Consider the following 22581-nt stretch of genomic DNA (forward strand, 5'->3'; position numbering starts at 1 on the left):
TACGTGAATATTTATTTTTGATGAATAAATGCAAGAATATTGTCGGTGATAAATTGCAACTGTTCTTCGTCCATTTCCGTATGGATGGGCAGGGAAATCACCCTTTCGTTCAACCAGCTGGTAACCGGAAGGTCCACTTCCGGTAAATTAAGATGTGCAAACATCTGCTGCTGGTGACTGGGCACGGGGTAATAGATCATCGATGGAATTTTTCGCGCTGCCAGATACTGCTGCAATTCATTGCGGTCAGCTCCTTCCACCACCAGGGTATACTGGTGATATACGTGGGTGGAATAGGCTGCCACTTTTGGAATGATGAATTGTGGTACCGATCCCAGCACCCGGTCATAATAAGCAGCGACCTGTCTGCGGGCATCATTATAGGCATCCAGATGCCGGAGCTTAATTTGCAAAATAGCGGCTTGCATACTGTCCAACCGGCTGTTACAGCCTACCAGTTCATGGTAATAACGCTGCTGCTGTCCGTGGTTGGCGATCATTTTCAGTTTTGCCGCCAAATCATCATTATTGGTAAACAGTGCACCGCCATCGCCGAAAGCACCGAGATTCTTGCTGGGGTAAAAAGAAGTACAGCCAATATCTCCCAGCGTACCGGTTTTATGCCGGCTGCCATCCTGGTACTGAATTTCAGCGCCGATCGCCTGTGCATTGTCTTCCACCACATACAGGCCGTGCCGGCCTGCCAAAGCCATGATGGCCTCCATATTGGCCGCCTGACCATATAAATGTACCGGAAGAATTACCCGGGTTTTGGGCGTGATCTTCTTTTCTATATCAGCGATATCGATGCAGTAGGTCTCAGGGTCGACATCGGCAAATACCGGTTTAAGTCCCAGCAGGGCAATGACTTCCGTAGTGGCAATAAAGGTAAAGGAGGGTGTGATCACCTCATCACCCGGTTGCAGTCCCAGTGCCATCAATGCCATCTGCAGGGCATCGGTTCCGTTCGCACAGGGGATCACATGTTTTACATGCTGGTAACCGGCGAGGTCATCTGCAAATGACTGTACTACCGGGCCGTTGATAAAAGCGCCGCTTTGCATCACGTCCAATACAGCAAGATCAACCTCTTCCTTTATTTTCTGATACTGTGTACGGGTATCAACCATCTGTAGCGGGCGCATATTTTAGATTTTAGAAGGCGCAAAAATAGCAAAATAAAGCGATCCCCTGCGTCCAAATCGCGCTTTCGCCCCCGTTGATAGGGCGCAGCTGCCTAGGACCTTATTTACTAGACGGTTAAGGCAAAAAAGAGGGAAACGCCGCCTGTTATCAGACCGTATGCATTGCCTTTGCCCAGATATATTTAATTTGCAATCCTAAATACCTGAATCTTGTCGCGTATTATCTATCTGATCGCTACCCGGCTCTACCTGGCCGGCATCTATATTGCTTCGGCTTTCAATGGCAAGGCCCGAAGCTGGGTTCGCGGCCGCCGTGGCCAGTTCGACCGACTGGAGCAGGCCATGGGCCGGCATAAGGAGCCGGTGATCTGGATGCATTGTGCTTCACTGGGGGAATTTGAACAGGGACGTCCGGTACTGGAGGCGTTGAAAAAGCAATATCCCAACCACCGGATCCTGCTCAGCTTTTTCTCTCCTTCCGGTTATGAACTCCGGAAAAATTATACCGGCGCCGACTGGGTCTGTTATTTACCGATGGATGGTCCGCGGAATGCCCGACGCTTCCTGGAACTGGTTCGCCCTGAACTGGTCCTCTTCGTGAAATACGAATACTGGTATTTTTACCTGAAAGCAATTGCACAAAAGCAGATACCCCTGCTGCTGATCTCAGCGATATTTCGTCCGGGGGATATATTCTTTACCTGGTATGGCGGTCTGCACCGCCAAATGGTCCGCCGGTTTTCCCAGCTCTTTGTTCAAAATGAGTCCAGTGCCCGCCTGATCCGCGGGGTGGTTCCGGACCGCAAAATCACCATCGCCGGTGATACCCGCTTTGACCGGGTCCTGGAAATCGCGGGTAATTTTCAGTCGCTGCCCCTGGTGGAAACATTTGTAAAAGACAGAACAATATTGGTGGCGGGCAGTAGCTGGCCTGACGACGAGGAAAATCTAAGGGCCCTATTAGACCGGTTTGAGGATTTATCCTTAATCATTGCTCCTCATGAGATTAATGATGATCATCTAAACTTTTTAAAAAGACTATTCGCAGGTCAGTTTCAACTTTATTCCCAGCTTTCCGCATCTGGTCCCCCGACCGCAGCAACCGGGCCAAGGGTTTTGATTATCGACAATATCGGCATGTTGTCCCGGTTATATTTTTACGCAGATCTTGCCTATATCGGCGGTGGTTTTAATCGTTCCGGTATCCATAATACCCTGGAAGCTGCCGTATACGGTAAACCTGTCCTTTTCGGGCCACATTTTGAAAAATTTGCGGAAGCTATAGACTTAACTAAAATAGAAGCTGGATTTAGTTATACTACAGAAAATGAATTAGTTGAGATGATTTATAAACTAAAGAGTGATCCCGAAACCCTGCAGGTTGCCGGAAAAAGAGCAGCCCACTTTGTACAGGAACGGGCAGGTGCTACCCCATTGATATTGGATTGGATCAGGCAAAACGGCTTTTGACCAGCTGTTCAAATTTGATCACCAGGGGATGCTGTGGTAACCAGCCCATCTTGGTACGCAGCTCTCTTTTTATCCAGTATTCTGCTTCTGCATATATACTAAAATTGTTGATGGTCTTTATACTTCGCTCATACATATCTTCATCGGCCCGGAATAACTCTCTGATGAAAGCATAGCGATCGGTAGCTGCGATCGCTTTTCTCAGGTCCTTGATGCGGTGGCGGGGATAATCCTCGGGTTCGGGTTCAGCTTCGGGTTCCGGATCTTTAACCGGTTGAACGTGTTGGGCCAGAGTGGGTATATCATTTACCGCATCAAATCCTTCGCCGAAATTCAATGCCGTTTGCGATTGATCTGTCTTTTGTTGTGTCCGGGCCCTGATGGAGCGGGCATGCTGATCATAAGTGGGAATGGTCTCCTGCAAATGGATCAGCTCTTCCTCTTCTTCTGCGCTGACACCACCGGGATCGCCCTCCAGCTCAAAATAAACCTTATCCTCACTGGCGGGTGCTATTTCCACGGTTTCATGCTCCAGGGGACGCATAGGAGCCGTATTGGGAATCACTACCGATATGCCACTGGTACCCAAAACGGCATTTTCCTTTACCGTCCCGGTCAATTCCTTCTGTAACATTTGAACGGTAATCAGCAGCTGTTCAGGGCTGGCTTTTTCACTAATCTGTTGATTTAATTTTTGTACTAAATGCGCTATTCGTTGCATTATACTACATTTGAGTTTTGAATGGATGGATCATTCTAATATACGAAACTTTTTAAATATTATTGTTTCCGTCCTAAAATTGCACAAATATTAACATGTTTATAGAGCCTACATTACATGGCGAAAAACGGGGATGGATAGAAGTCATTTCGGGATCCATGTTTAGCGGCAAAACGGAGGAACTGATCCGGAGACTCAAACGTGTTAAATTTGCCAATCTGAATGCGGAAATCTTCAAACCGGCGGTGGACAACCGGTACCATGCAGCTGATATTGTCTCCCATGATACCAATATTATTCAATCCACGCCGATAGATTATTCCCGAAAAATACTATTATTGGCGGGACAGGCGGATGTGGTTGGCATCGATGAAGCCCAGTTTTTCGATTCGGAACTTCCGGAGGTCTGTGACCAGCTGGCTTACCGGGGTCAACGGGTGATTGTAGCCGGTCTCGACATGGATTTCAGTGGCAAACCTTTCGGACCCATGCCCCAAATCCTGGCCAAAGCAGATTATGTAACCAAGTTGCATGCGATTTGTGTTAAATGCGGTAATATCGCCCATTACTCCTATCGGAAGATTCCTGAGGAAGACCAGGTCATGCTGGGTGCCATGGATGTATATGAACCCCGATGCCGGAAATGTTATATTGACAAAGTTTAAACCCAGTTCCCGCCTTGAAAGCTGTTATCACCTTATTGAAAAAAGAGTTGCTGCTGGAAGTACGTCAGCAATACAGTTTCTATGGGATCCTGCTGTATATAGGGGCTACGGTCTTTGTGCTTTTTCTGGCCATCAGTGAACCTGAAAAAGAAATCTGGAACGGCCTGTTCTGGATCATCCAGTTGTTCGTCTGTATCAATGCGGTTGCCAAAAGTTTTATGCAGGAAAGCCGGGCTCGGATGCTCTATTATTATACCATCTGCTCTCCTGTGCATTTTATTCTGGCCAAACTCCTGTTCAATGCCCTGCTGATGCTGGTCATGACCGCCCTGAGTCTGATCCTGTTTTTCGCTCTGCTGGGCAATCCTGTCCAACAGACGGGCAATTTCCTGCTAATCGCACTGCTGGGCAGTTTCAGCCTGAGCATGGTTTTCAGTTTTCTGGCAGCGATTGCAGCCAAGGCCAGGCAGAATGCCGCAATTATGGCAGTTCTGGGTTTCCCGCTGATTGTACCGCAGTTAATGCTGCTGATGAAATTATCCGCCGCCGCTTTTCAACCACAGGGTGTCCTGCTGGTCACCGACCTGCTGCTTTTACTGGCACTGGATTTCCTGGTAGGCCTGCTGGCGGTTATCCTGTTCCCATTTTTATGGCGGGATTAGCTGAAAAATGGAAGACGTTATTTGAAGGTACCACTGGTCAAAATATTGGCTGAGTACTCAACTTTACACTTACTTTTGCGTTTATGATGAGTAAAACATTGAAATTCTTATGAGGAAGGCTTGGTGGAAAATAGCATGTGTGGCGCTCCTGGTATTTGCTATAGCCGGCGGACTTCTGGTTAAAATACCCAATTTACCGGTACTCGGTCAGACCATAAGGAACCTGTTCTACCATGTGGGGATGTGGGCCGCTATGTTTACCTTATTTACCTGTTCACTGGTACATTCCATTCGCTATCTGAGTCGGCCGGACCTGAAACGTGACATTGCTGCCAGCCAGTACGCAGGCACGGGGATTATCTTTGGCCTGCTTGGTTATGCCACCGGCGCCGTCTGGATGAGTTATACCTGGGCCGATCCCAATAACCCGGCCTTTGATTCCTTTAGTGCGGTGGCCCGGGAACCCAAACTCATCGGAACCGCAATAGCCCTGCTCATCTATCTGGCTTACTTTATACTGAGAAGTTCCATCCAGGACATCGATCAGCGGGCGAAAATCAGCGCTGTCTATAATATTTTTGCTTTTGCCATGTTGTTTCCGACCATTATGATCGTTCCCCGTCTCTTACCCAGCCTTCATCCGGGACAGGAAGGCAATCCGGCTTTAAATTTCCGGGATACCAGTCCCGCCATGCGCCTGATTGAATATCCCGCATTCATCGGATGGGCCCTGCTGGGCGTCTGGATTACCACGCTCAAAATAAGGGTACAGTATTTAAAAGAAAAACATTTTATAAAATAAGATTTCCAAGATGAGTTCAGTATTATTTTTCATGTCGCTGTTACAGGTTATTGCTCAGGCACAAAAGGCGGATACCAACCTTATGTACAGCAACGGAAGGATTTATGTGGTCATAGCTGTATTACTGATTATTCTGCTGGGGCTGGTGCTTTACCTGGTCAGAATTGAAAAAAAACTCAAAAAACTGGAAAAGCAACAGGATTAATTTAACGCCTGCTGCTTATTTTTGGATTGCTTTGCTATCGGAACTTTCCGAAGCTCTTTTCTGGTGTGGGTAACTACTGACAGGATCTTTGGATTATCGAAGGATCCTGCATCTTTTTGGATACCCGCACACCGGCACATATGAACGCTATAAAACATGAAACCTTAAAAACGTATCCAATGCCAAACAACAATTACAGCTTTTTCGGAGCGGTTGAAAAAAGTTTCGACCGGGCTTCAGAATTCACCAAATGGGATAAGGGTCTGCTGGAACAGATCAAGGCTTGTAATGCCGTCTATCGCATGCGCTTCCCTATTAAAAAAGAGGACGGCAGTATCGAGGTTATAGAAGCCTACCGGGTACAACACTCACATCATAAATCCCCCTGTAAAGGCGGTATTCGTTTTTCGACCGCAGTAAATCAGGATGAAGTCATGGCCCTGGCTGCACTGATGACTTTTAAATGCGCTATTGTAAATGTCCCTTTCGGTGGCGGCAAAGGAGGTATCAAGATCGACCCCAAGAAGTACACGCCCTACGAACTGGAGAAAATAACCCGACGCTACACTTCTGAACTGATTAAAAAGAATTTCATCGGGCCGGCGGTAGATGTTCCGGCGCCCGATTATGGCACGGGCGAAAGAGAAATGGCCTGGATTGTAGATACCTATATGGCCATTCATTCCCACGATATAGATGCCGCCGGTTGCGTAACCGGCAAACCCGTATCCCAGGGCGGTGTCAGGGGCAGAAAAGAAGCTACGGGACTGGGCGTGTTCTTCGGTCTGAAAGAAGTCTGCAGCATGGAAGATGTTATGCAGCGTCTGGGTATGAATACCGGCGTGAAAGGAAAGAGAATTGTGGTACAGGGGCTGGGGAATGTTGGTTATCATTCTGCCAAATTTTTTCAACAGGCGGGCGCCTTGATTGTGGGCGTAGCGGAGTATGAAGGTGCGATATCCAAACCTGAGGGTATTGATGTGGAAGCCCTGATCGAACACCGCAAAAGAACCGGTTCCATTCTGAATTTCCCCGACGCGCACAATCTCGAAAACAGCAGGGCCGGTTTGGAACTGGATTGTGATATCCTGATACCGGCCGCATTGGAAAATGTCATCAATGGCGAAAACGCACCCCGTATAAATGCAAAAATCATAGGCGAAGCGGCCAACGGTCCCCTTACGCCGGAAGCAGATGATATTTTACTGAAAAAAGGCGTACTGGTCGTTCCGGATATGTACCTGAATGCGGGAGGTGTAACCGTCTCCTATTTTGAATGGCTCAAAAACCTGAGTCATGTACGCTACGGCCGTCTGGAAAAGCGCTTCACCCAGAATATGAATACCCGCATTCTTCAGGAAATAGAAGACCTCACGGGTAAAGGGGTCAGTTCCGAGAACAAATCCCTGATTGAGCATGGTCCGGACGAAGTAGATTTGGTCTACAGCGGATTGGAAGAAACCATGATTACAGCCACCCGGGAAATCATCGAGGAATGGGATAGCAATGATAATATACCGGATATGCGTACAGCGGCCTATGTAGTCGCCATCAACAAAGTGGCTACCAGTTATGCCGAGTTGGGGATTTTCCCATAGTCTGAATAAGCAGGATCGTAAAAATGGGTTGCTCACGCAACCCATTTTACATTATAGAGAACGGATATACTACACTTTATTACTTGATGGTTGCACCCTGTCTTTTACTAAGGTTGATTTTCTGGCGGCCATTCTTGAGCTTCAGATTAGATTTGGCAGCACCAAATTCCGGATATTCACCATAGCGTTGGAAATAATAATAATCCAGTGCATCCTGCGCTTCGATATCGGAGCGGATATTGGTTTCAATCACCCGTACATTCATATTAAATCCTGCATCTACATTATAGACCCTTTTTCTGCCCACGCCGAAATTACCACGGATCAACTCATCCAGTTCGGGCCAGTATGAGACATCATCCAGACTTTCCAGGACTGCAAAACGGCCATCACGGTCAAATTGTACGGTGAAGAATTCATCTGCATATTCATATACAAAAGCATCTTCTGTTCCACCATTATTATAATCATCATCATAATAATGCCGCTTGGTACAACTGGCCAGTAACATCATGCCTGCTATCAGCGCAAACGATATGGTAAGTATTTTTTTCATCTTTATAGCGTTTAGTAGTTCTTTAAAATTGTTTGTTCATTATATAGATTATGCTACGCTCCTAACGGTTTGCTAACAACTGTTAAAGAACTTGTAAAGTCCGCCGGCACCCCAGTATTCCGGCAGCCGGCTCTTTTCATATTTTTTTACCCGGATGGCCGTATCTTTATTAAATGCGTTTTTTATTAATCCTCATCTTTTCTGCGATAAGCTTTGTCATGCAGGCACAAAAACAGACTTTCATAGTCGGTACATATACCCATAACAGCCCGAGTCAGGGTATCTATGTCTTTGAACTGGACACACGCAATGGCGCCGCAAGCCCCGTTAGTGAAATCAGCAGCAGCGATCCTTCCTTTTTAACCATTAGTACCGATAAAAAATTTGTGTATAGTGTAAATGAGTCCGATACCGGAAGTATTTCGGCTTTTGCGTTTAATACGAAAAAGGGCGAACTCCGGCCGCTAAACAGTGCTGGCAGCCAGGGAGCGGCTCCCTGTTATATCAGTTTGGATCGTAGTAATAAATGGCTATTTAGTGGCAATTACTCCTCAGGCAGTTTGTCCGTACATGCCATCAATGCCGACGGCCGTATCGGTTCCTTACAACAGGTCATCCAGCATAAAGGTTCCGGACCGGATAAAAGTCGTCAGGAAAGTCCTCATGTGCACTGCACCTATATCTCCCAGGATAACCGGTTCCTCTATGTACCTGATCTCGGACTTGACAGGGTGATGATCTATCCCTTTGATGCCGGCACCGGACAACTGGATACTGCCCATAGTTTTTATGCAGCAGTTGCACCCGGAAAAGGACCCCGACATATTACTTTTTCAGACGATGGTCAATTCGCGTACCTGATCGAAGAAATGGGCGGTGGTGTTGATGTATTTAAAGTAACTGAGGGAAAACTGACTTTTCTCCAGCGGGAACAGAACCTGCCTGCGAATGAATCCGCAGCTGGTGCCGATATTCATCTTTCGCCTGATGGCCGTTTTCTGTATACGTCCCAACGCAGTAATAGTACGATTCAGATCTACGGGGTCGAGGCAGCAACCGGCCGTATCCGATACCTGGATGCAGTAGCCAGCGGCGGAAATTTCCCGCGCAATTTTGCCATCGACCCTACTGGTCAGTTTTTACTGGCCGCCCACCAGAAATCAGACGATATTCATATTTTCCGGATTGACAAAAAATCAGGAATGCTGACACCCACCGGCAAGTCGATCCAGGTGGGATCACCTGTCTGCATTCGTTTTGTCAATGCCCCCTGATCAGCTGATTTTTGATGCGGTAATTGTCAACCCTTGCAGGTCCTCCAGTCTTCTCAGGGTCTCCGTTAAGCGATACCTGGGAATGCCGATTTGCATCATGCAAAAAAGCTGCATTTCCTGAGCCAGGATTTCACAGTCGAACTGCCGGATGATGATCATTATATCATTCATCCTTGTATAGTCGAACTGGAGTTCGTATTTAATAAGTACGGCTTTGCGCACCAGCGGCGTAACCTGTAAGGCCATGGCGGCCGCAGATTTATAGGCATTGATCAGGCCGGGTACACCCAGCAGGGTGCCTCCGAAATAACGGACAACTACAATCAACAGGTCGGTGACGCCCCGACTGTCTATCTGACCCAGAATCGGTCGACCGGCAGATCCGGAAGGTTCTCCGTCATCGTTGACACGAAACTGTTGACCGTCGATCCCCAGGCGCCAGGCAAAGCAGTAATGACTGGCTTTTGGATATTCCTGTTTAACGGCCGCCAACTGGGTCTTGACCTGTGCCGCGGATTTTATGGGGATGGCCCGGGCAATAAACCGGCTACCCCGGTCTCTGAACACCGCCTCACCTGAATTTTCAATCGTATTGTAATAATCCGGTATCTCCATTTATATATCCGTTGTGCTGGTTTTTATAGTAATGAATAAAATCTCCGGCGGACTGTTCCTGACCGATGGGCAGTCCCTGCCGCAGTCGTGGCGCGGGTATACCTTCGGCCAAGATGAGCCCCGGGTTGGAAATCACCCGGGCTTCATCCCAGATACCTGCATCAATGAAAGATTGCAATACCATCCGTCCGCCTTCCACCAGTACCGATTGAATCTGGTGTTGGTATAATTCCCGAAGGACACCGGACAGGTAATGATCCTGCTCGACTTTCAGATAAAGTACGGCGCCCTGAATGGCGTCCTTGAGGGTGTTGAAAACCAGGGTATCGGTCCCCTGATGAAATAGACGCCGGTCCGGAGGTACCCTCAGGCGGGGATCCAGCAATATTTTTTTGGGTGCGGGTCCGAACCAATGCCGGTTGTCCAATAACGGATCGTCCTGATCCGCGGTATTGGCGCCTACCATAATTGCCGCTACTGCACTACGCCATTGATGAACCTTTCGATTGGTGAGGGGATCGCTGATGCGTAATCGTTGATCAGAGGGGCCGCCGATAAATCCATTAGCGGTCTGGGCCCATTTGAGAATGATATAAGGTCGCTGCTGTTGATGAAAAGTAAAGAAAGCTTTATTCAATTCCCGGGCTTCTGACTCCAATATACCTACCGTAACCTCGATGCCTGCCGCTTTGAGTTTAGCAATGCCCCGCCCGTCCACCTGCTCGAAACGATCCCGGCATCCAATGACGACCCGTGGTATCCGGTGACGGATGATCAGATCCGCACAAGGCGGTGTTTTACCATGATGTGCACAGGGCTCCAGGGATACGTACAGCGTTGACTCCGCAATTTTATCGGGCTGTTGCTGCATTGCCTGTTCGATGCAGTTGGGTTCAGCATGGGGACCACCATAGTACTGATGGTAACCTTCACCGATAATCCGGTCTTCATAGACCAGCACCGCCCCCACCATGGGATTGGGAGCCACGGCCGCTCCCCCCAGCCGGGCGAGTTGGAGGCAACGATGCATATAAATAAGGTCTTTGTCGGATGGCATTCCTGCAAATGTAATCTAAACAGGTCTGATTCGGTTCTTCCTGTTTTGCGGCACTGAACGGTATTATTTAATAAGATTTTCCATCACCCGCTGCCCACTTTGGCCTCAAAAACACCGGGATGCTTTAAGTTTGCAACAGTCAATGACAAATCCACTGCCCACATTACAAAGCAGATTCATCGCATCACTCTTACCGGTCTACGAGGCAGGTGAAGCGCAAAATATCTGGCACCTGGTACTCGCCGCCCTTACAGGGGCACCTTATAGAAGCCGGCCATCGGCGCATTTTCTTCCAGATGACAGTTTTCAGGAAAAACTGGAAGCCATCCGGCAACGGCTGCTGCGTGGGGAGCCGGTGCAATATATCCTGGAAGAAGCCTGGTTTTATGACAGTCCCTTCTATGTCAATAAGCAGGTACTCATTCCAAGACCCGAAACCGAAGAACTGGTGGACTGGGTGATCAGAGAGCAGGGCACAAAAACAGGACTGAATATTTTGGATGTGGGATCCGGCAGTGGCTGCATTCCGATTATACTGAAAAGGAAAATTCCTTCCGCTACCCTGACCAGCTGTGATATCAGTGCGGGGGCACTCGAAGTAGCCCGTCGGAATGCGCGACAATTGAAAGCAGATATTCTCTTCCTGGAGCTGGATTATCTCGATGCCTCGGAGCGCCGGCACCGGCTGCCTGCCGCAGATATTATGATCAGTAATCCACCCTATATTCCTGAAAAAGATCAGGCCATGATGGCAGCGCATGTATTGGCCTACGAGCCCCATACAGCGCTATTTGTAAAAAACGATAATCCCCTGATTTTCTATCGGGCACTGGCCCTGGACGGGAAAACAAGATTACCTGAAGGAGGACTGATTTATGTGGAAATAGACACGAACCAGGCCTCAGCGGTGCAGGAAGTTTTTATCGATGCCGGTTTCGAGGTAACCCTACGTCAGGACCTTCAGGGAATGGACCGTATGATCCGGGCGCGGAAAACCGCTAGCTCTGATCCTCCAAATAAAAGATAGTCTGTTGCTGGCTTCAGCAAATGCAAAACCCTAAAATCAATTACGATGCGCAGCTTTTTCTTATTGATTCTGATGCTATTGACCCTGCCTGGCGTTCAGGCACAACGCACCCAGAAACCACCCCTGCATGGCCGGCACTGGATGGCGATTACCGGTAAACCCCTGGCTGCCACGGCAGGAGCTATGATCTTTCAGCAGGGCGGCAATGCGGTAGATGCGGCCTGTGCCATGCTGGCTGCGACCTGTACCATGTGGGATGTATTGAGCTGGGGCGGCGAAACCCAGGCATTGATATTTAACCCGAAAACAAAAAAAGTCATTGCCATTAATGCGTTGGGAGTGGCCCCAACAGGTGCAACACCCGCATTTTTCAAAAACCGGGGTTACCTGTTCCCTCCGGAATACGGACCACTGGCGGCTGTCACGCCCGGAACATTTGGAGGTCTCTGTCTGATGCTATCCCGATACGGGACATTGCGACTGGAAGAGGTGCTCGCCCCCGCCCTGGAAATGGCCGCCGGTTATCCCATGGAAGCCCAGACCGCCAATAGTATTGAGCGCAATCGCCGGTTGATTGCCCAATGGCCCTATAGCAAACAGGTTTTTCTAGTGCATGCGGATTCGGCAAGGCAGGCACCACAGCCCGGTGAAATTTTCGTACAGAAGGATCTCCTTAATACTTTAAACCGGCTGGTGGAAGCAGAGCGCCAGGCCTTACAGGAAGGTAAAAGCAGAACCGAAGCAATTCAGGCTGCTTACGATCGCTTCTATAAGGGGGACATTGCAAGGGAATTTGTAAGGGGCTGTCAAGAGCAGGGTGGCCTGATCCGGATGGAAGACCTGGCCCGCTGGCAGCCTTTGGAAGAATCCCCCCTTCATATTAATTACAAAGGCATTGATGTCTATAAGTTGCAGGCCTGGACCCAGGGACCTTCGATGCTGCAAAGCCTGAATATGCTGGAAAATTTTGATCTCAAAAAAATGGGATACAATTCTCCAGCCTATATAAACACCCTTTATCAGGCCATGGGACTGGCATTCGCAGATCGGGATTTCTACTATGGAGATCCGGCTTTTGGAAAAATACCGATCCACGGACTGCTGAGCAAGGCATATGCAAAGCAGCGGGCAGCAGCTATTGATACGGCGGCCATGATCAACCGGTTCTTGCCTGGCGACCCCTACCCTTTTGAAGGCGGGAAAAATCCATTCGGGGATTTGTTATCGCGTCGACGCGCGCTTACTGCACCGTCAGGAGACCAACAACCCGATCAGTTTGTACCCGCTCATGATGCCACCAGTTTCCGGCAAAACAGCAAACGCCGAATTGATGACAGCCTTTATCAGGAGCGGCTCTGGCGGGGTACTACCAGCATCGAGGCAGCGGACGAGGAAGGCTGGGTGGTCTCGGTAACCCCCAGTGGTGGCTGGATTCCTGCCTGTATCGCCGGTAGGACCGGGATTGGCATGAGTCAACGCATGCAAAGCTTTGTCCTGGACTCGCTCATCAATCCCTTCAATGTGGTCGCACCCGGCAAAAGACCCCGGGTGACGCTGACCCCCGGTCTGGCCCTGAAGGAAGGGCACCCTTATCTTTCTTTCGCGGTTCAGGGTGGCGATACCCAGGAGCAGAACCTGCTACAGTTTTTTCTGAACGTCACCCTTTTCGGCATGACCGCCCAGCAGGCCGCCGAAGCGGCCAACTTCAATAGCAACCAACTCTGGTTGTCACTGGGCGGCAGCCGCCTTGAGGATCGACTGCCCCGGCCAGGAAGCATACTGATCTCCCGGAACAGCCCGCCGGCTACCCGCCAGGCCCTTGAAAAAATGGGTTACCAGTTACAGATCGGGGACCGGACCAGCGGGCCTATCAATGCGATTTTTTTCGACCGGCAACACGGCACATTCTGGGGCGCCAGCAGTAATAATGGCGAAGATTATGGCATCGGCTGGTAGCCGATTCATAAAAAAAGCAGCCCGAAAGCTGCTTAAAAAATTTACCCCTGGGTGCCTGGTTGTGGCGGCGGGAAGTCCCGCATCCCGGCCGGCCGCATCATCAGGGCCTGGAACTGATGCATGGTCTTTTCCATTCCTTCGGTACTACCATCCAGGAAGATTACATTGCCACTGCCATATTCTGCAAAGTTTTTAATGGCTTCAGTCCACATGCTGAACAAAATAAAATTGGTATCCAGATTGGCCTGCCGTAATTCCTCGGCTGCTGAAGACATCCCTTTGGCAACCTCTTCCCGAAACAGGGCGATCCCCTGCCCTCTTAACCGGGCGGCTTCCCGTTCTGCCTCCGCACTGATCTTGATGGCATTTCCTTCTGCTTCTGCGGACTTGGTCTTGGTAATGAGCAGAGCCTGCCCTTCATTTTCAGCAGCGGCTTTCAGGTTGTTACTCGCCACTACCTTGCTCATTGAATCCAGGATCATTTTATCGAAAGTAATATCATTGATCTGCAGGTCCTGCAGGTGATAGCCCCATTCTTCCAGGGTCTGATCGATCTCCACTTTAACATATTGCACGATTTCACGGCGCAGTCCCAGCACTTCCGCCTGTTTCTTGGTCGCTACAAAAGCCCTGACATTCCCTTCAATGGTCTTGATTAAAGCCTGCATCAGGTCCCGTTCACTAATAAACTTAAAAGCGACCTTTTTGATCGTATCCTCAGTTTCATTTTGGACAGCGAACAACAACATCGATTTAAAATACACATTGGCCTGATCCTGGGTAACGGCCTGGAATTCCAGTTCTACTGACCGGTTCTGTATCGAGACCTTTCTGAACAACTGTTCGATTAGCGGAATTTTAAACCGGAGTCCGGGTCGGGCGATCCGCTGGTATTTCCCGAACATCGTCACCACGCCAATATAGCCCTGATTGACCGTAAACAGACCGCTGAAAAAAATGATGGCCAGGACGACTACCCACCAGTAACTTAACAGATTAATCATGATTTTTCAATTTCCATAAAGTTAATGGATTGTCCGGCTCTTTAACCAAACTCCTTCGGTTTTTTACCGCTGTTACTTACAACTGGTTCTTTACCCAATAGTCTCCTCTGAACACATAGTAGTTCATTGAGAACGGTTACGGTACTTCAAAAAAAAGCGAAGCAAATGCTCCGCTGATTACTTGTTCGATCGCTACCTGATTTAAGCATAAAGCACACCACGCTGCTGTTTTACCCTTTCGTCTTCCAGGTACTCATCAAAACTGCTCAGCCGGTCAATAATGCCCTTAGGCGTCAGTTCAATGATACGGTTGGCCACCGTTTGCATAAAAGTGTGGTCATGACTGGTCAACAGCACGATCCCATTATATACCGTACATTGTTCGTTGAAACTCTGGATGCTTTCCAGATCCAGGTGGTTGGTGGGCTGATCCAGGACAATGACATTGGGGCTTTGGAGCATCATTTTAGAAATCATACAACGCACTTTTTCTCCCCCGCTCAACACATTGGTCTTTTTCATTACATCTTCACCGCTGAAAAGCATTTTGCCCAGAAAACCCCGCAGAAAAGGCTCGTCCACATCGGTCTCATGCGGCGGTACAAATTGACGCAGCCAGTCCATCAGGTTCAGGCCTTCGGTAAAATACTTACTGTTCTCAATCGGCAGGTAAGCCGAAGTTACCGTGGTTCCCCATTCAAAACTGCCGGCCTGTGCCTGAGCGTCACCATTGATAATCTCAAAAAACTGGGTCACTGCCAGCGGGTCCTTCGAAATAATGGCGATCTTATCCCCTTTATTCACACTGAAACTGACCTCATCAAATAATATCCGGTCCTCGGTAGTTGCTTTAAGCTTTTCCACGTTCAGAATCTGGTTGCCGACTTCACGCAGGGGCTGAAAAATAATACCCGGATACTTGCGGTAGCTGGGTTCGATTTCCTCAAAATTGAGTTTTTCGAGGGCTTTCTTCCGGCTGGTCGCCTGCTTGCTCTTGGAAGCATTCGCACTAAACCGGGCAATGAAGTCCAGCAGGTCCTTGCGTTTTTCTTCCATTTTCTTGTTCTTGTCCGCAATCTGACGGGCCATCAGCTGGGAACTTTCATACCAGAAAGAATAGTTCCCGGTAAAAATCTTGATTTTCTGACGGTCTACATCCGCCACATGGGTACAGACGGCATCCAGAAAGTGACGGTCATGACTTACGACCAGTACGATATTTTCATATTCGGCCAGAAAATTCTCCAGCCAGCCGATGGTTTCAATATCGAGGCCGTTGGTCGGCTCATCCAGCAATAAGATATCGGGATTGCCGAACAGGGACTGGGCCAACAACACCCGGACTTTCATATTGGAAGGAATGTCCTTCATCAACATCTGGTGCATCTCATCTGTCACCCCCAGTCCGTTCAGAAAGGCTGCAGCGTCACTCTCGCTTTCATAACCGCCCATTTCTCCGTATTCCGCCTCCAGTTGGGCGGCCTTCATATAATCATCCTCCGTTGCGTCGGGATTGGTATAAATGGCATCCCGGAGCTGCACGGTATCCCACATTTTCTTATGTCCCATCAGTACGGTATTCAGCACTGTCTGCTCATCAAACTCGAACTGATTCTGCTTTAATACCGCCATACGTTCCCCCGGTGTAATCGATACCGTCCCTTTATTGGGTTCAATCTCACCGCTCAGTATTTTCAAAAAAGTGGATTTCCCGGCTCCATTGGCGCCAATAACACCGTAACAATTGCCTTTGGTAAAATTGAGGTTTACATCCTCAAACAAAACACGCTTGCCATATGCCAGCTTCAGGTCCTTTACACTAATCATGAATTACTCCTTTATTTTTAAGGCTGCAAAGGTAAGCGAAACCCCCAAGACTGCCGAGACTGGTGGCTAAAACCTCGGCAAGTTTCCGGCTTTCAACAGCATTTACGAACAGGAAAGCATTGAAGGCCCTTATTGGACCAGGGTCCAAAAAAAGTCCCGCTTCCATGGGAAACGGGACTTTCAGTCTGTTCAACGGTAACAGCGCTTCGGAAAGGCTGTCGGATTTTATTAATAACCCATACCGCCCATATCCGGACCACCAGGCATTGCTGGCGCTGCGGCTTTGGGTTCCGGTTTGTCCGCTACCACACATTCAGTGGTCAGCAGCATACCTGCGATAGAGGCAGCGTTTTCCAGTGCTACACGGCTCACTTTGGTCGGATCAATTACACCGGCCTTGAACAGGTTCTCGTAAGTTTCTGTCCGGGCGTTGAAACCGTAATCGCCTTTGCCATCCTTGATTTTCTGTACCACAATGGAACCATCGATTCCTGCATTGATCGTCAGGGTGCGGATGGGCTCTTCCAGGGCACGTTTCACGATGGCCATACCGGTTTGCTCATCCTGGATCTGACCTTTTACTTTTACATCCAATGCATCAACGGCACGGATATAAGCCACACCACCACCAGGAACGATACCTTCCTGAACAGCGGCACGGGTTGCATGCAGTGCATCATCCACGCGATCCTTTTTCTCCTTCATTTCCACTTCTGTAGCAGCCCCTACATAAAGAACTGCAACACCTCCGCTCAGTTTCGCCAGGCGCTCCTGTAATTTTTCTTTATCGTAATCGGAACTGGTGGTTTCGATCTGGGCTTTAATCTGATTCACCCGACCGGTAATATCAGCTTTTTTACCTTTTCCACCCACTATGATAGTGTTGTCCTTGTCAATAGTAATAGAAGCAGCTGTTCCCAAAGCGCTGATATCAGCAGCTTCCAGTTTGTGACCCATGTCTTCGCTGATTACAGTACCACCGGTAAGAATAGCGATATCCTGCAGCATTTCTTTTCTTCTGTCGCCAAAACCAGGAGCTTTTACAGCAGCAACTTTCAAAGTACCGCGCAGTTTGTTAACCACCAGGGTAGCCAGGGCTTCACCTTCCAGGTCCTCCGCCAGGATGACCAGGGGACGACCGCTTTGCGCTACTTTTTCCAGTATACCCAGAATATCCTTCATGGCGCTGATCTTTTTGTCGTAGATCAGGATATAAGGATTCTGCAATTCCGCTTCCATCTTTTCGCTGTTGGTCACGAAATAAGGAGAAATATAACCGCGATCGAACTGCATACCTTCAACTACATCTACCGTCGTATCAGTACCTTTGGCTTCTTCCACGGTGATCACCCCTTCTTTACCTACTTTGGCAAATGCTTCCGCAATCAGTTTACCGATAGTTTCATCATTATTCGCAGAGATGGATGCCACTTGCTGGATTTTTTTACCATCGCTGCCTACGGTCTGGCTTTGTGCTTTCAGGTTTTCAACTACCAGTGACACGGCTTTATCAATACCGCGTTTCAGGTCCATTGGATTGGCGCCGGCGGCGACCATTTTAAGACCTTCGCTGATAATGGATTGCGCCAGAACAGTTGCGGTAGTCGTACCGTCACCTGCAATATCGGCAGTTTTGGAAGCAACTTCCTTCACCATCTGAGCACCCATATTCTCAATTGCATCTTCCAGTTCGATCTCTTTTGCTACGGTAACACCATCTTTGGTTATCGCAGGTGCACCAAATTTTTTCTCTATGACGACGTTACGACCCTTGGGTCCTAATGTTACCTTTACGGCGTTCGCTAAAGCATCCACGCCTTTTTTCATTTTATTCCTTGCTTCTATATCAAAGAAAAGTTGTTTTGCCATTTTATTGACTTTAATTTTTACTATTTAATGATAAGGGCTGACTGCCGGGCAGTTCATGGTTAAGGCCCTTTTAGAAAATCTTTGTAAAAGAATATTACCGGATCTATATGATTGCCAGGATATCGCTTTCCCGCATAATCAGTAAATCCTGACCGTCCAGCTGAATTTCTGTACCGGAATATTTCCCATATAAAACGGTATCGCCTGGTTTCACCGATACCGGTTCGTCTTTTTTCCCTGGGCCGGCAGCGACGACAGTGCCACGCTGGGGCTTCTCTTTTGCGGTGTCAGGAATGATGATGCCGCCTGCAGTCTTTTCTTCGGCAGCTGCGGGTTTCACGATTACCCTGTCATGTAAAGGGGTAATGTTGGATTTCTTCGCCATAATTGTATCGTTTTATAAAATTTTGAGGTTTACGAGAAAATTGTCACCCTAATAATTTAGGGTCGGCAAATGTAGAGTAAATAATATGCCACAGACAGATTTAGTGCTATTTTTTCAGTTTTATGAACCAATTGACAAAGTTTGACGCTAAAATTTTGACAAGTTGGCAATTTTCTGTCCCGGAGCGTGGGGGAAATTATGCCCCAGGGATGGCGGCGACAACCCAGAATCCCTTATCTTCGCCGCCTGAAAAAACAGTTCTTGATTCAATGATTAGCAGAAGAAATATAAGGGCTAAAGTGATGCAAACACTTTATGCCTATACGGCCAGTCTGGATAGTGACCGTCCCCTTGATCCGCAGAAAATCCTGGCCCAGCATTTCAATCAAACCCGGTCGCTGCTGGTCTACCTGGTCTGCTTTTTAACCGACATCGCCCGCTACGCAGAAAAGGACGCCTTCCGAAAATCTCATAAATACATTCCGACGGAAAACGACCTGAACGTCAATACCAAACTGGCAGGAAGCGGGCTGCTCTGGCAGATTCTGGAGCAGGAAGAATATAAAGAAGCACTGAAATCAGAAAAAATAGCCCATCAGATCGATGAGGAACTGGTAAGAAAGATATACCTGCAACTGGTGGCTACTCCCGAATACCAGTCCTATATTCAGTCAGGCGGATCCAATCTGCAGGAAGAAAAGAAGATTTTTGAATTCATTTTCAACGATCTGATGCTGGCCAATGAAGATTTTATTTCAACTGTGGAAGAACAATACAGCAACTGGAATGACGATGGAGATATGGTAGCCCAGCTGGTTGCCGGTATTTTGCGCAAGCCTGCCAGCGGCAGTTATGCAGAAATCATTAGCGCCGATAAGAAAAAGTTTGCCCGGGACCTGCTCAGTACCGTACTGGACAAGGAAGCCTACCTGCTTTCCCTGATCAAGCCCAAATTAAAAAACTGGGATCCTGAAAGAATCGCCTTACTGGACATGGTACTGATGAAAATGGGCGTGGCGGAGTTTCTTTATTTTGAAACCATCCCTCCGAAAGTTACCATCAATGAATATATCGACCTGGCCAAAGAATACAGTACGGCACAGAGTGGCCATTTTGTAAATGGTATCCTGGACAATATCCATAAGGAACTGACCCAGGAAGGTAAACTGAATAAAAAGGATTTCAGAAAAGCCTGACAGCAACCAATGACCCGGTCCCGAGAAGAAACAAGCAGGCGGCTACCGGAAATTTGATCCTGTATTCTCTGATTTTGAAGTATTTTGTAATACATTCGCGTCTGTCATTAGACGTAGAACACAATTAAAATCAGATTTTTAATTTCAGTATAATCCAATAAAATGAAACCATTAATCTTTGTATTTGCAGCAGCCCTCGGCTGGGCAGCCTGCGGCAGCAGTGAAACCGGCCGGGGAGCTTCAGACGGCCCGTTGACCGATTCCCTGAAACAGGAAGCCCTGAAAGATTCTGCCAGTTTTACAACTGTGGAATGGGTAGATTCAACTTATAAAGACCTGGGTGATGTCAAAGAAGGAGAAGTTGTTGAAATTCCGTTTGTTGTAAAAAATACCGGCGACAAACCTTTAATTATAGCCAGTGTGGAACCCGGCTGTGGCTGCACCGTAGCAGACAAGCCCGAAGCCCCGATTTTACCAGGCAAAGAAGAAAAGATTATCGCCAAATTCAACAGCGCCAGCCAAAGCGCCGGCGCCCATACCAAGACGGTCATTGTTACCGCCAATACCAAACCTTTTACCCAGTATACACTGACTTTTAAAGTAAACGTCACCAAATAAATAAAAACAAATCAAAGAATGACAGATATATACATTTTACAAGGACAGACAGGCGCAGGATCTTTTCAGCTCATCTTTCTGGTGGGTATGATCCTGGTATTTTGGTTGTTTTTTATCCGCCCTCAGGCGAAAAAAGCAAAGGATCAGAAAAAATTCCTGGAGAACCTCCAGAAAGGGGAAAAAATTGTAACCATCGCCGGCATACATGGCAAAATCCAGCAGGTGAATGAGGACGGCACCCTGAATATGGAAATCAGCCCGGGCAATTACATCAAGATTGAAAAATCTGCAGTAAGCCTGGAATGGACCAAGCAAATCAATAAGCCGGAAGCCGCCGCAAAATAAATTTGCGGAGTTTCGGTAACCCTGGCTGGATCGGCTGATCCAGCCAGGGTTGACAATATAGTTCAAGATGTTAAAAATTGGCCTCACAGGCGGTATTGGCAGTGGTAAAACAACCATTGCCAAAATTTTTTCTACGCTGGGCGTACCGGTATATGATGCCGACAGTGCGGCCAAACGCCTGATGCGGGAAGACCGGGATATCCGTAGAAAGATAATTTCGGTCTTCGGTGCTCAGGCCTACAAGGATGAAGCGCCCGACCGGGCTTTCCTGGCTGCTGCTGTTTTTAGCGATCCGGAACAGTTAGAACAACTCAATCAAATCCTCCATCCCGCAACCATTCAGGATTCCGTCAGCTGGTTTGAACAGCTACAGGCTCCGTATGGCCTGAAAGAAGCCGCCATTATTTTTGAAACCGGCAGCGAGATTCACCTCGATGATGTAATTGGCGTTTGGGCCCCCGAAGCCTTACGGATACAGCGTACCATGCAACGCTCCGCCCTGACTGAAGCCGAAGTACGCAGCCGTATGGCCCGACAGATGGACGAGTCGGAAAAAATGCAGCGATGCAGGTATATCATTGAAAATGATGGGCTCCGGCCTGTTATTCCCCAGGTCGTTCAACTGCACGAACAATTGCTGGCGCGGGCTGCAGAACTGACTTAAAGCCATTATCTTCGCAAACTATGGCCCTTACCTCCATCATAACGGTCAATTACAACCAACCAAAGGTTACTGTTGAATTTCTGGAATCAGTCCGAAAGCATATCCCCGCTGCAGCTGCGGAAATCATTCTGGTGGACAATGCGCCTACAGAAGATCACCGGGCAAATTTTGAAGCCGCCTATCCGGAACTGATCTACCTGCATTCTCCCGAAAACCTGGGTTTCGCCGGCGGCAATAATCTGGGGATCCGTCAGGCAAGGGGTGCGTATATCCTGTTATTGAATAATGATACCGAGCTGTCGCCCAATTTTCTGGAAATCTTGTTGCAGGAAATGGACCAGCATCCCGAGATCGGTCTGCTTTCCCCTTTGATCAAATATTTTGAACAGCCTTCTGTCATACAATATGCCGGCTTTACCCATATGAATTATTATACCTGCCGCAACCGGGGCATTGGTGCCATGGAGACCGATCAGGGACAATTTCGCCAGGACAGCAGGGAGACCGGATTCTGTCATGGCGCAGCAGTGATGTGCCGCCGCAGTGACCTGGAAATCGCCGGCCTGATGGACGAATCGTATTTTCTGTATTATGAGGAACTGGACTGGAGCGAAAAATTCAGAAGAGCGGGGAAAAAAAGCTGGTTTACCGGCCGAACTGAAATCTTTCATAAGGAATCTATGAGTGTCGGCCGGCAGAGTCCCATCAAAGCATATTATATGACCCGGAACCGCTGGCTGTTTATCCGGAAAAATACCGGTTGGCTGACGTCTTTTATTTTCAGTATCTATTACCTGGGTATGGCGATGCCCAAACAACTTTTTAGCTATCTGAAATCAGGACGCCGTGACCTGGTAACTGCCAGTCTCCGGGGACTGTGCTGGCATCTAACCCATTCCCCCCATCCAAAACCAAATTGA

23 protein-coding genes are annotated in these 22581 nt (G+C 48.3%); 14 read left to right on the forward strand and 9 right to left on the reverse strand.

The genetic code is table 11. From position 1 onward, the window contains the following. Positions 1-11 precede the first annotated feature (11 nt). On the reverse strand, positions 12-1145 hold the full coding sequence (locus ACYVI9_RS13805) for a DegT/DnrJ/EryC1/StrS family aminotransferase (protein ID WP_460765363.1): 1134 nt from the start codon (positions 1143-1145) through the stop codon (positions 12-14). A gap of 210 nt (positions 1146-1355) precedes the next feature. Here ACYVI9_RS13805 and ACYVI9_RS13810 point away from each other — a divergent pair, with 210 nt between their 5' ends. After that, positions 1356-2615: a 3-deoxy-D-manno-octulosonic acid transferase gene (locus tag ACYVI9_RS13810; protein ID WP_460765365.1), complete on the forward strand. Its 1260-nt coding sequence runs from the start codon at positions 1356-1358 to the stop codon at positions 2613-2615. Here ACYVI9_RS13810 and ACYVI9_RS13815 read toward each other — a convergent pair. Next, positions 2596-3336, reverse strand: coding sequence for a hypothetical protein (locus ACYVI9_RS13815; RefSeq protein ID WP_460765367.1), 741 nt, complete (start codon positions 3334-3336; stop codon positions 2596-2598). The two genes, ACYVI9_RS13810 and ACYVI9_RS13815, sit on opposite strands and share 20 nt — an antisense overlap. 95 nt (positions 3337-3431) lie before the next feature. Between ACYVI9_RS13815 and ACYVI9_RS13820 the strand changes: the two genes are divergently transcribed. The 5 genes from ACYVI9_RS13820 to ACYVI9_RS13840 all read left to right on the forward strand — a co-directional run bounded on the left by ACYVI9_RS13820 (position 3432) and on the right by ACYVI9_RS13840 (position 7268). Then, complete coding sequence (locus ACYVI9_RS13820) at positions 3432-4001, forward strand: thymidine kinase (RefSeq protein ID WP_460765369.1); 570 nt, start codon at positions 3432-3434, stop codon at positions 3999-4001. Between the two features lie 14 nt (positions 4002-4015). Then, positions 4016-4663 carry a heme exporter protein CcmB gene (locus tag ACYVI9_RS13825; RefSeq protein ID WP_460765371.1) on the forward strand — a complete coding sequence of 216 codons (648 nt, stop codon included), beginning with the start codon at positions 4016-4018 and terminating at the stop codon, positions 4661-4663. A 109-nt stretch (positions 4664-4772) separates the two neighbouring features. Next, a complete protein-coding gene (locus ACYVI9_RS13830; protein ID WP_460765373.1) occupies positions 4773-5465 on the forward strand; it encodes an ABC transporter permease in 693 nt (230 codons plus the stop codon). A gap of 10 nt (positions 5466-5475) precedes the next feature. Next, positions 5476-5670 (forward strand): CcmD family protein, encoded by a 195-nt coding sequence (locus tag ACYVI9_RS13835; RefSeq protein ID WP_460765375.1) that lies wholly within the window; start codon positions 5476-5478, stop codon positions 5668-5670. Between the two features lie 179 nt (positions 5671-5849). Further along, positions 5850-7268, forward strand: a complete 1419-nt coding sequence (locus ACYVI9_RS13840; protein ID WP_460765377.1) for a Glu/Leu/Phe/Val family dehydrogenase — start codon at positions 5850-5852, stop codon at positions 7266-7268. 79 nt (positions 7269-7347) lie between these two features. Here the strand turns inward: ACYVI9_RS13840 and ACYVI9_RS13845 are convergent, their stop codons facing one another. Beyond that, positions 7348-7824 (reverse strand): hypothetical protein, encoded by a 477-nt coding sequence (locus tag ACYVI9_RS13845; RefSeq protein WP_460765379.1) that lies wholly within the window; start codon positions 7822-7824, stop codon positions 7348-7350. Between the two features lie 173 nt (positions 7825-7997). Here ACYVI9_RS13845 and ACYVI9_RS13850 point away from each other — a divergent pair, with 173 nt between their 5' ends. After that, on the forward strand, positions 7998-9098 hold the full coding sequence (locus tag ACYVI9_RS13850) for a lactonase family protein (RefSeq protein ID WP_460765381.1): 1101 nt from the start codon (positions 7998-8000) through the stop codon (positions 9096-9098). On the opposite strand, the gene ACYVI9_RS13855 is transcribed toward ACYVI9_RS13850, so the two are convergent. Together ACYVI9_RS13855 and ribD are read right to left on the reverse strand one after the other, a co-directional pair. Further along, entirely contained in the window at positions 9099-9713 is a 615-nt protein-coding gene (locus tag ACYVI9_RS13855; protein ID WP_460765383.1) for an IMPACT family protein, read from the reverse strand. Beyond that, the gene (gene ribD, locus ACYVI9_RS13860; protein WP_460765385.1) at positions 9682-10743 is read right to left on the reverse strand and encodes a bifunctional diaminohydroxyphosphoribosylaminopyrimidine deaminase/5-amino-6-(5-phosphoribosylamino)uracil reductase RibD; all 1062 of its coding nucleotides are present in this window, start codon (positions 10741-10743) and stop codon (positions 9682-9684) included. The genes ACYVI9_RS13855 and ribD overlap by 32 nt, the downstream gene beginning before the upstream one ends. A 169-nt stretch (positions 10744-10912) precedes the next feature. Between ribD and prmC the strand changes: the two genes are divergently transcribed. Together prmC and ACYVI9_RS13870 are read left to right on the forward strand one after the other, a co-directional pair. Next, entirely contained in the window at positions 10913-11797 is an 885-nt protein-coding gene (prmC, locus tag ACYVI9_RS13865; protein WP_460765387.1) for a peptide chain release factor N(5)-glutamine methyltransferase, read from the forward strand. A gap of 45 nt (positions 11798-11842) precedes the next feature. Next, on the forward strand, positions 11843-13753 hold the full coding sequence (locus ACYVI9_RS13870; RefSeq protein WP_460765389.1) for a gamma-glutamyltransferase family protein: 1911 nt from the start codon (positions 11843-11845) through the stop codon (positions 13751-13753). Between the two features lie 41 nt (positions 13754-13794). Here ACYVI9_RS13870 and ACYVI9_RS13875 read toward each other — a convergent pair whose 3' ends face one another. The 4 genes from ACYVI9_RS13875 to ACYVI9_RS13890 form a co-directional block, all read right to left on the reverse strand. After that, complete coding sequence (locus ACYVI9_RS13875; RefSeq protein WP_460765391.1) at positions 13795-14757, reverse strand: SPFH domain-containing protein; 963 nt, start codon at positions 14755-14757, stop codon at positions 13795-13797. 201 nt (positions 14758-14958) lie between these two features. Further along, on the reverse strand, positions 14959-16584 hold the full coding sequence (locus ACYVI9_RS13880; protein WP_460765393.1) for an ABC-F family ATP-binding cassette domain-containing protein: 1626 nt from the start codon (positions 16582-16584) through the stop codon (positions 14959-14961). Between the two features lie 228 nt (positions 16585-16812). After that, positions 16813-18453, reverse strand: a complete 1641-nt coding sequence (groL, locus tag ACYVI9_RS13885) for a chaperonin GroEL (protein ID WP_460765395.1) — start codon at positions 18451-18453, stop codon at positions 16813-16815. A 103-nt stretch (positions 18454-18556) separates the two neighbouring features. Further along, positions 18557-18838, reverse strand: a complete 282-nt coding sequence (locus ACYVI9_RS13890; RefSeq protein ID WP_460765397.1) for a co-chaperone GroES — start codon at positions 18836-18838, stop codon at positions 18557-18559. 269 nt (positions 18839-19107) lie between these two features. On the opposite strand from ACYVI9_RS13890, the gene nusB reads away from it, so the two are divergent. From nusB to ACYVI9_RS13915, 5 genes are all read left to right on the forward strand, one after another. Further along, the gene (gene nusB, locus ACYVI9_RS13895) at positions 19108-20034 is read left to right on the forward strand and encodes a transcription antitermination factor NusB (RefSeq protein WP_460765399.1); all 927 of its coding nucleotides are present in this window, start codon (positions 19108-19110) and stop codon (positions 20032-20034) included. A gap of 162 nt (positions 20035-20196) precedes the next feature. Then, complete coding sequence (locus tag ACYVI9_RS13900; RefSeq protein ID WP_460765401.1) at positions 20197-20652, forward strand: DUF1573 domain-containing protein; 456 nt, start codon at positions 20197-20199, stop codon at positions 20650-20652. Positions 20653-20670: 18 nt separating this feature from the next. Continuing rightward, a complete protein-coding gene (gene yajC, locus ACYVI9_RS13905) occupies positions 20671-20997 on the forward strand; it encodes a preprotein translocase subunit YajC (RefSeq protein WP_460765403.1) in 327 nt (108 codons plus the stop codon). 67 nt (positions 20998-21064) lie between these two features. Next, complete coding sequence (gene coaE / locus ACYVI9_RS13910; RefSeq protein WP_460765405.1) at positions 21065-21661, forward strand: dephospho-CoA kinase; 597 nt, start codon at positions 21065-21067, stop codon at positions 21659-21661. A 20-nt stretch (positions 21662-21681) separates the two neighbouring features. Beyond that, complete coding sequence (locus ACYVI9_RS13915; RefSeq protein WP_460765407.1) at positions 21682-22581, forward strand: glycosyltransferase family 2 protein; 900 nt, start codon at positions 21682-21684, stop codon at positions 22579-22581.

Source organism: Niabella terrae, assembly GCF_054783135.1.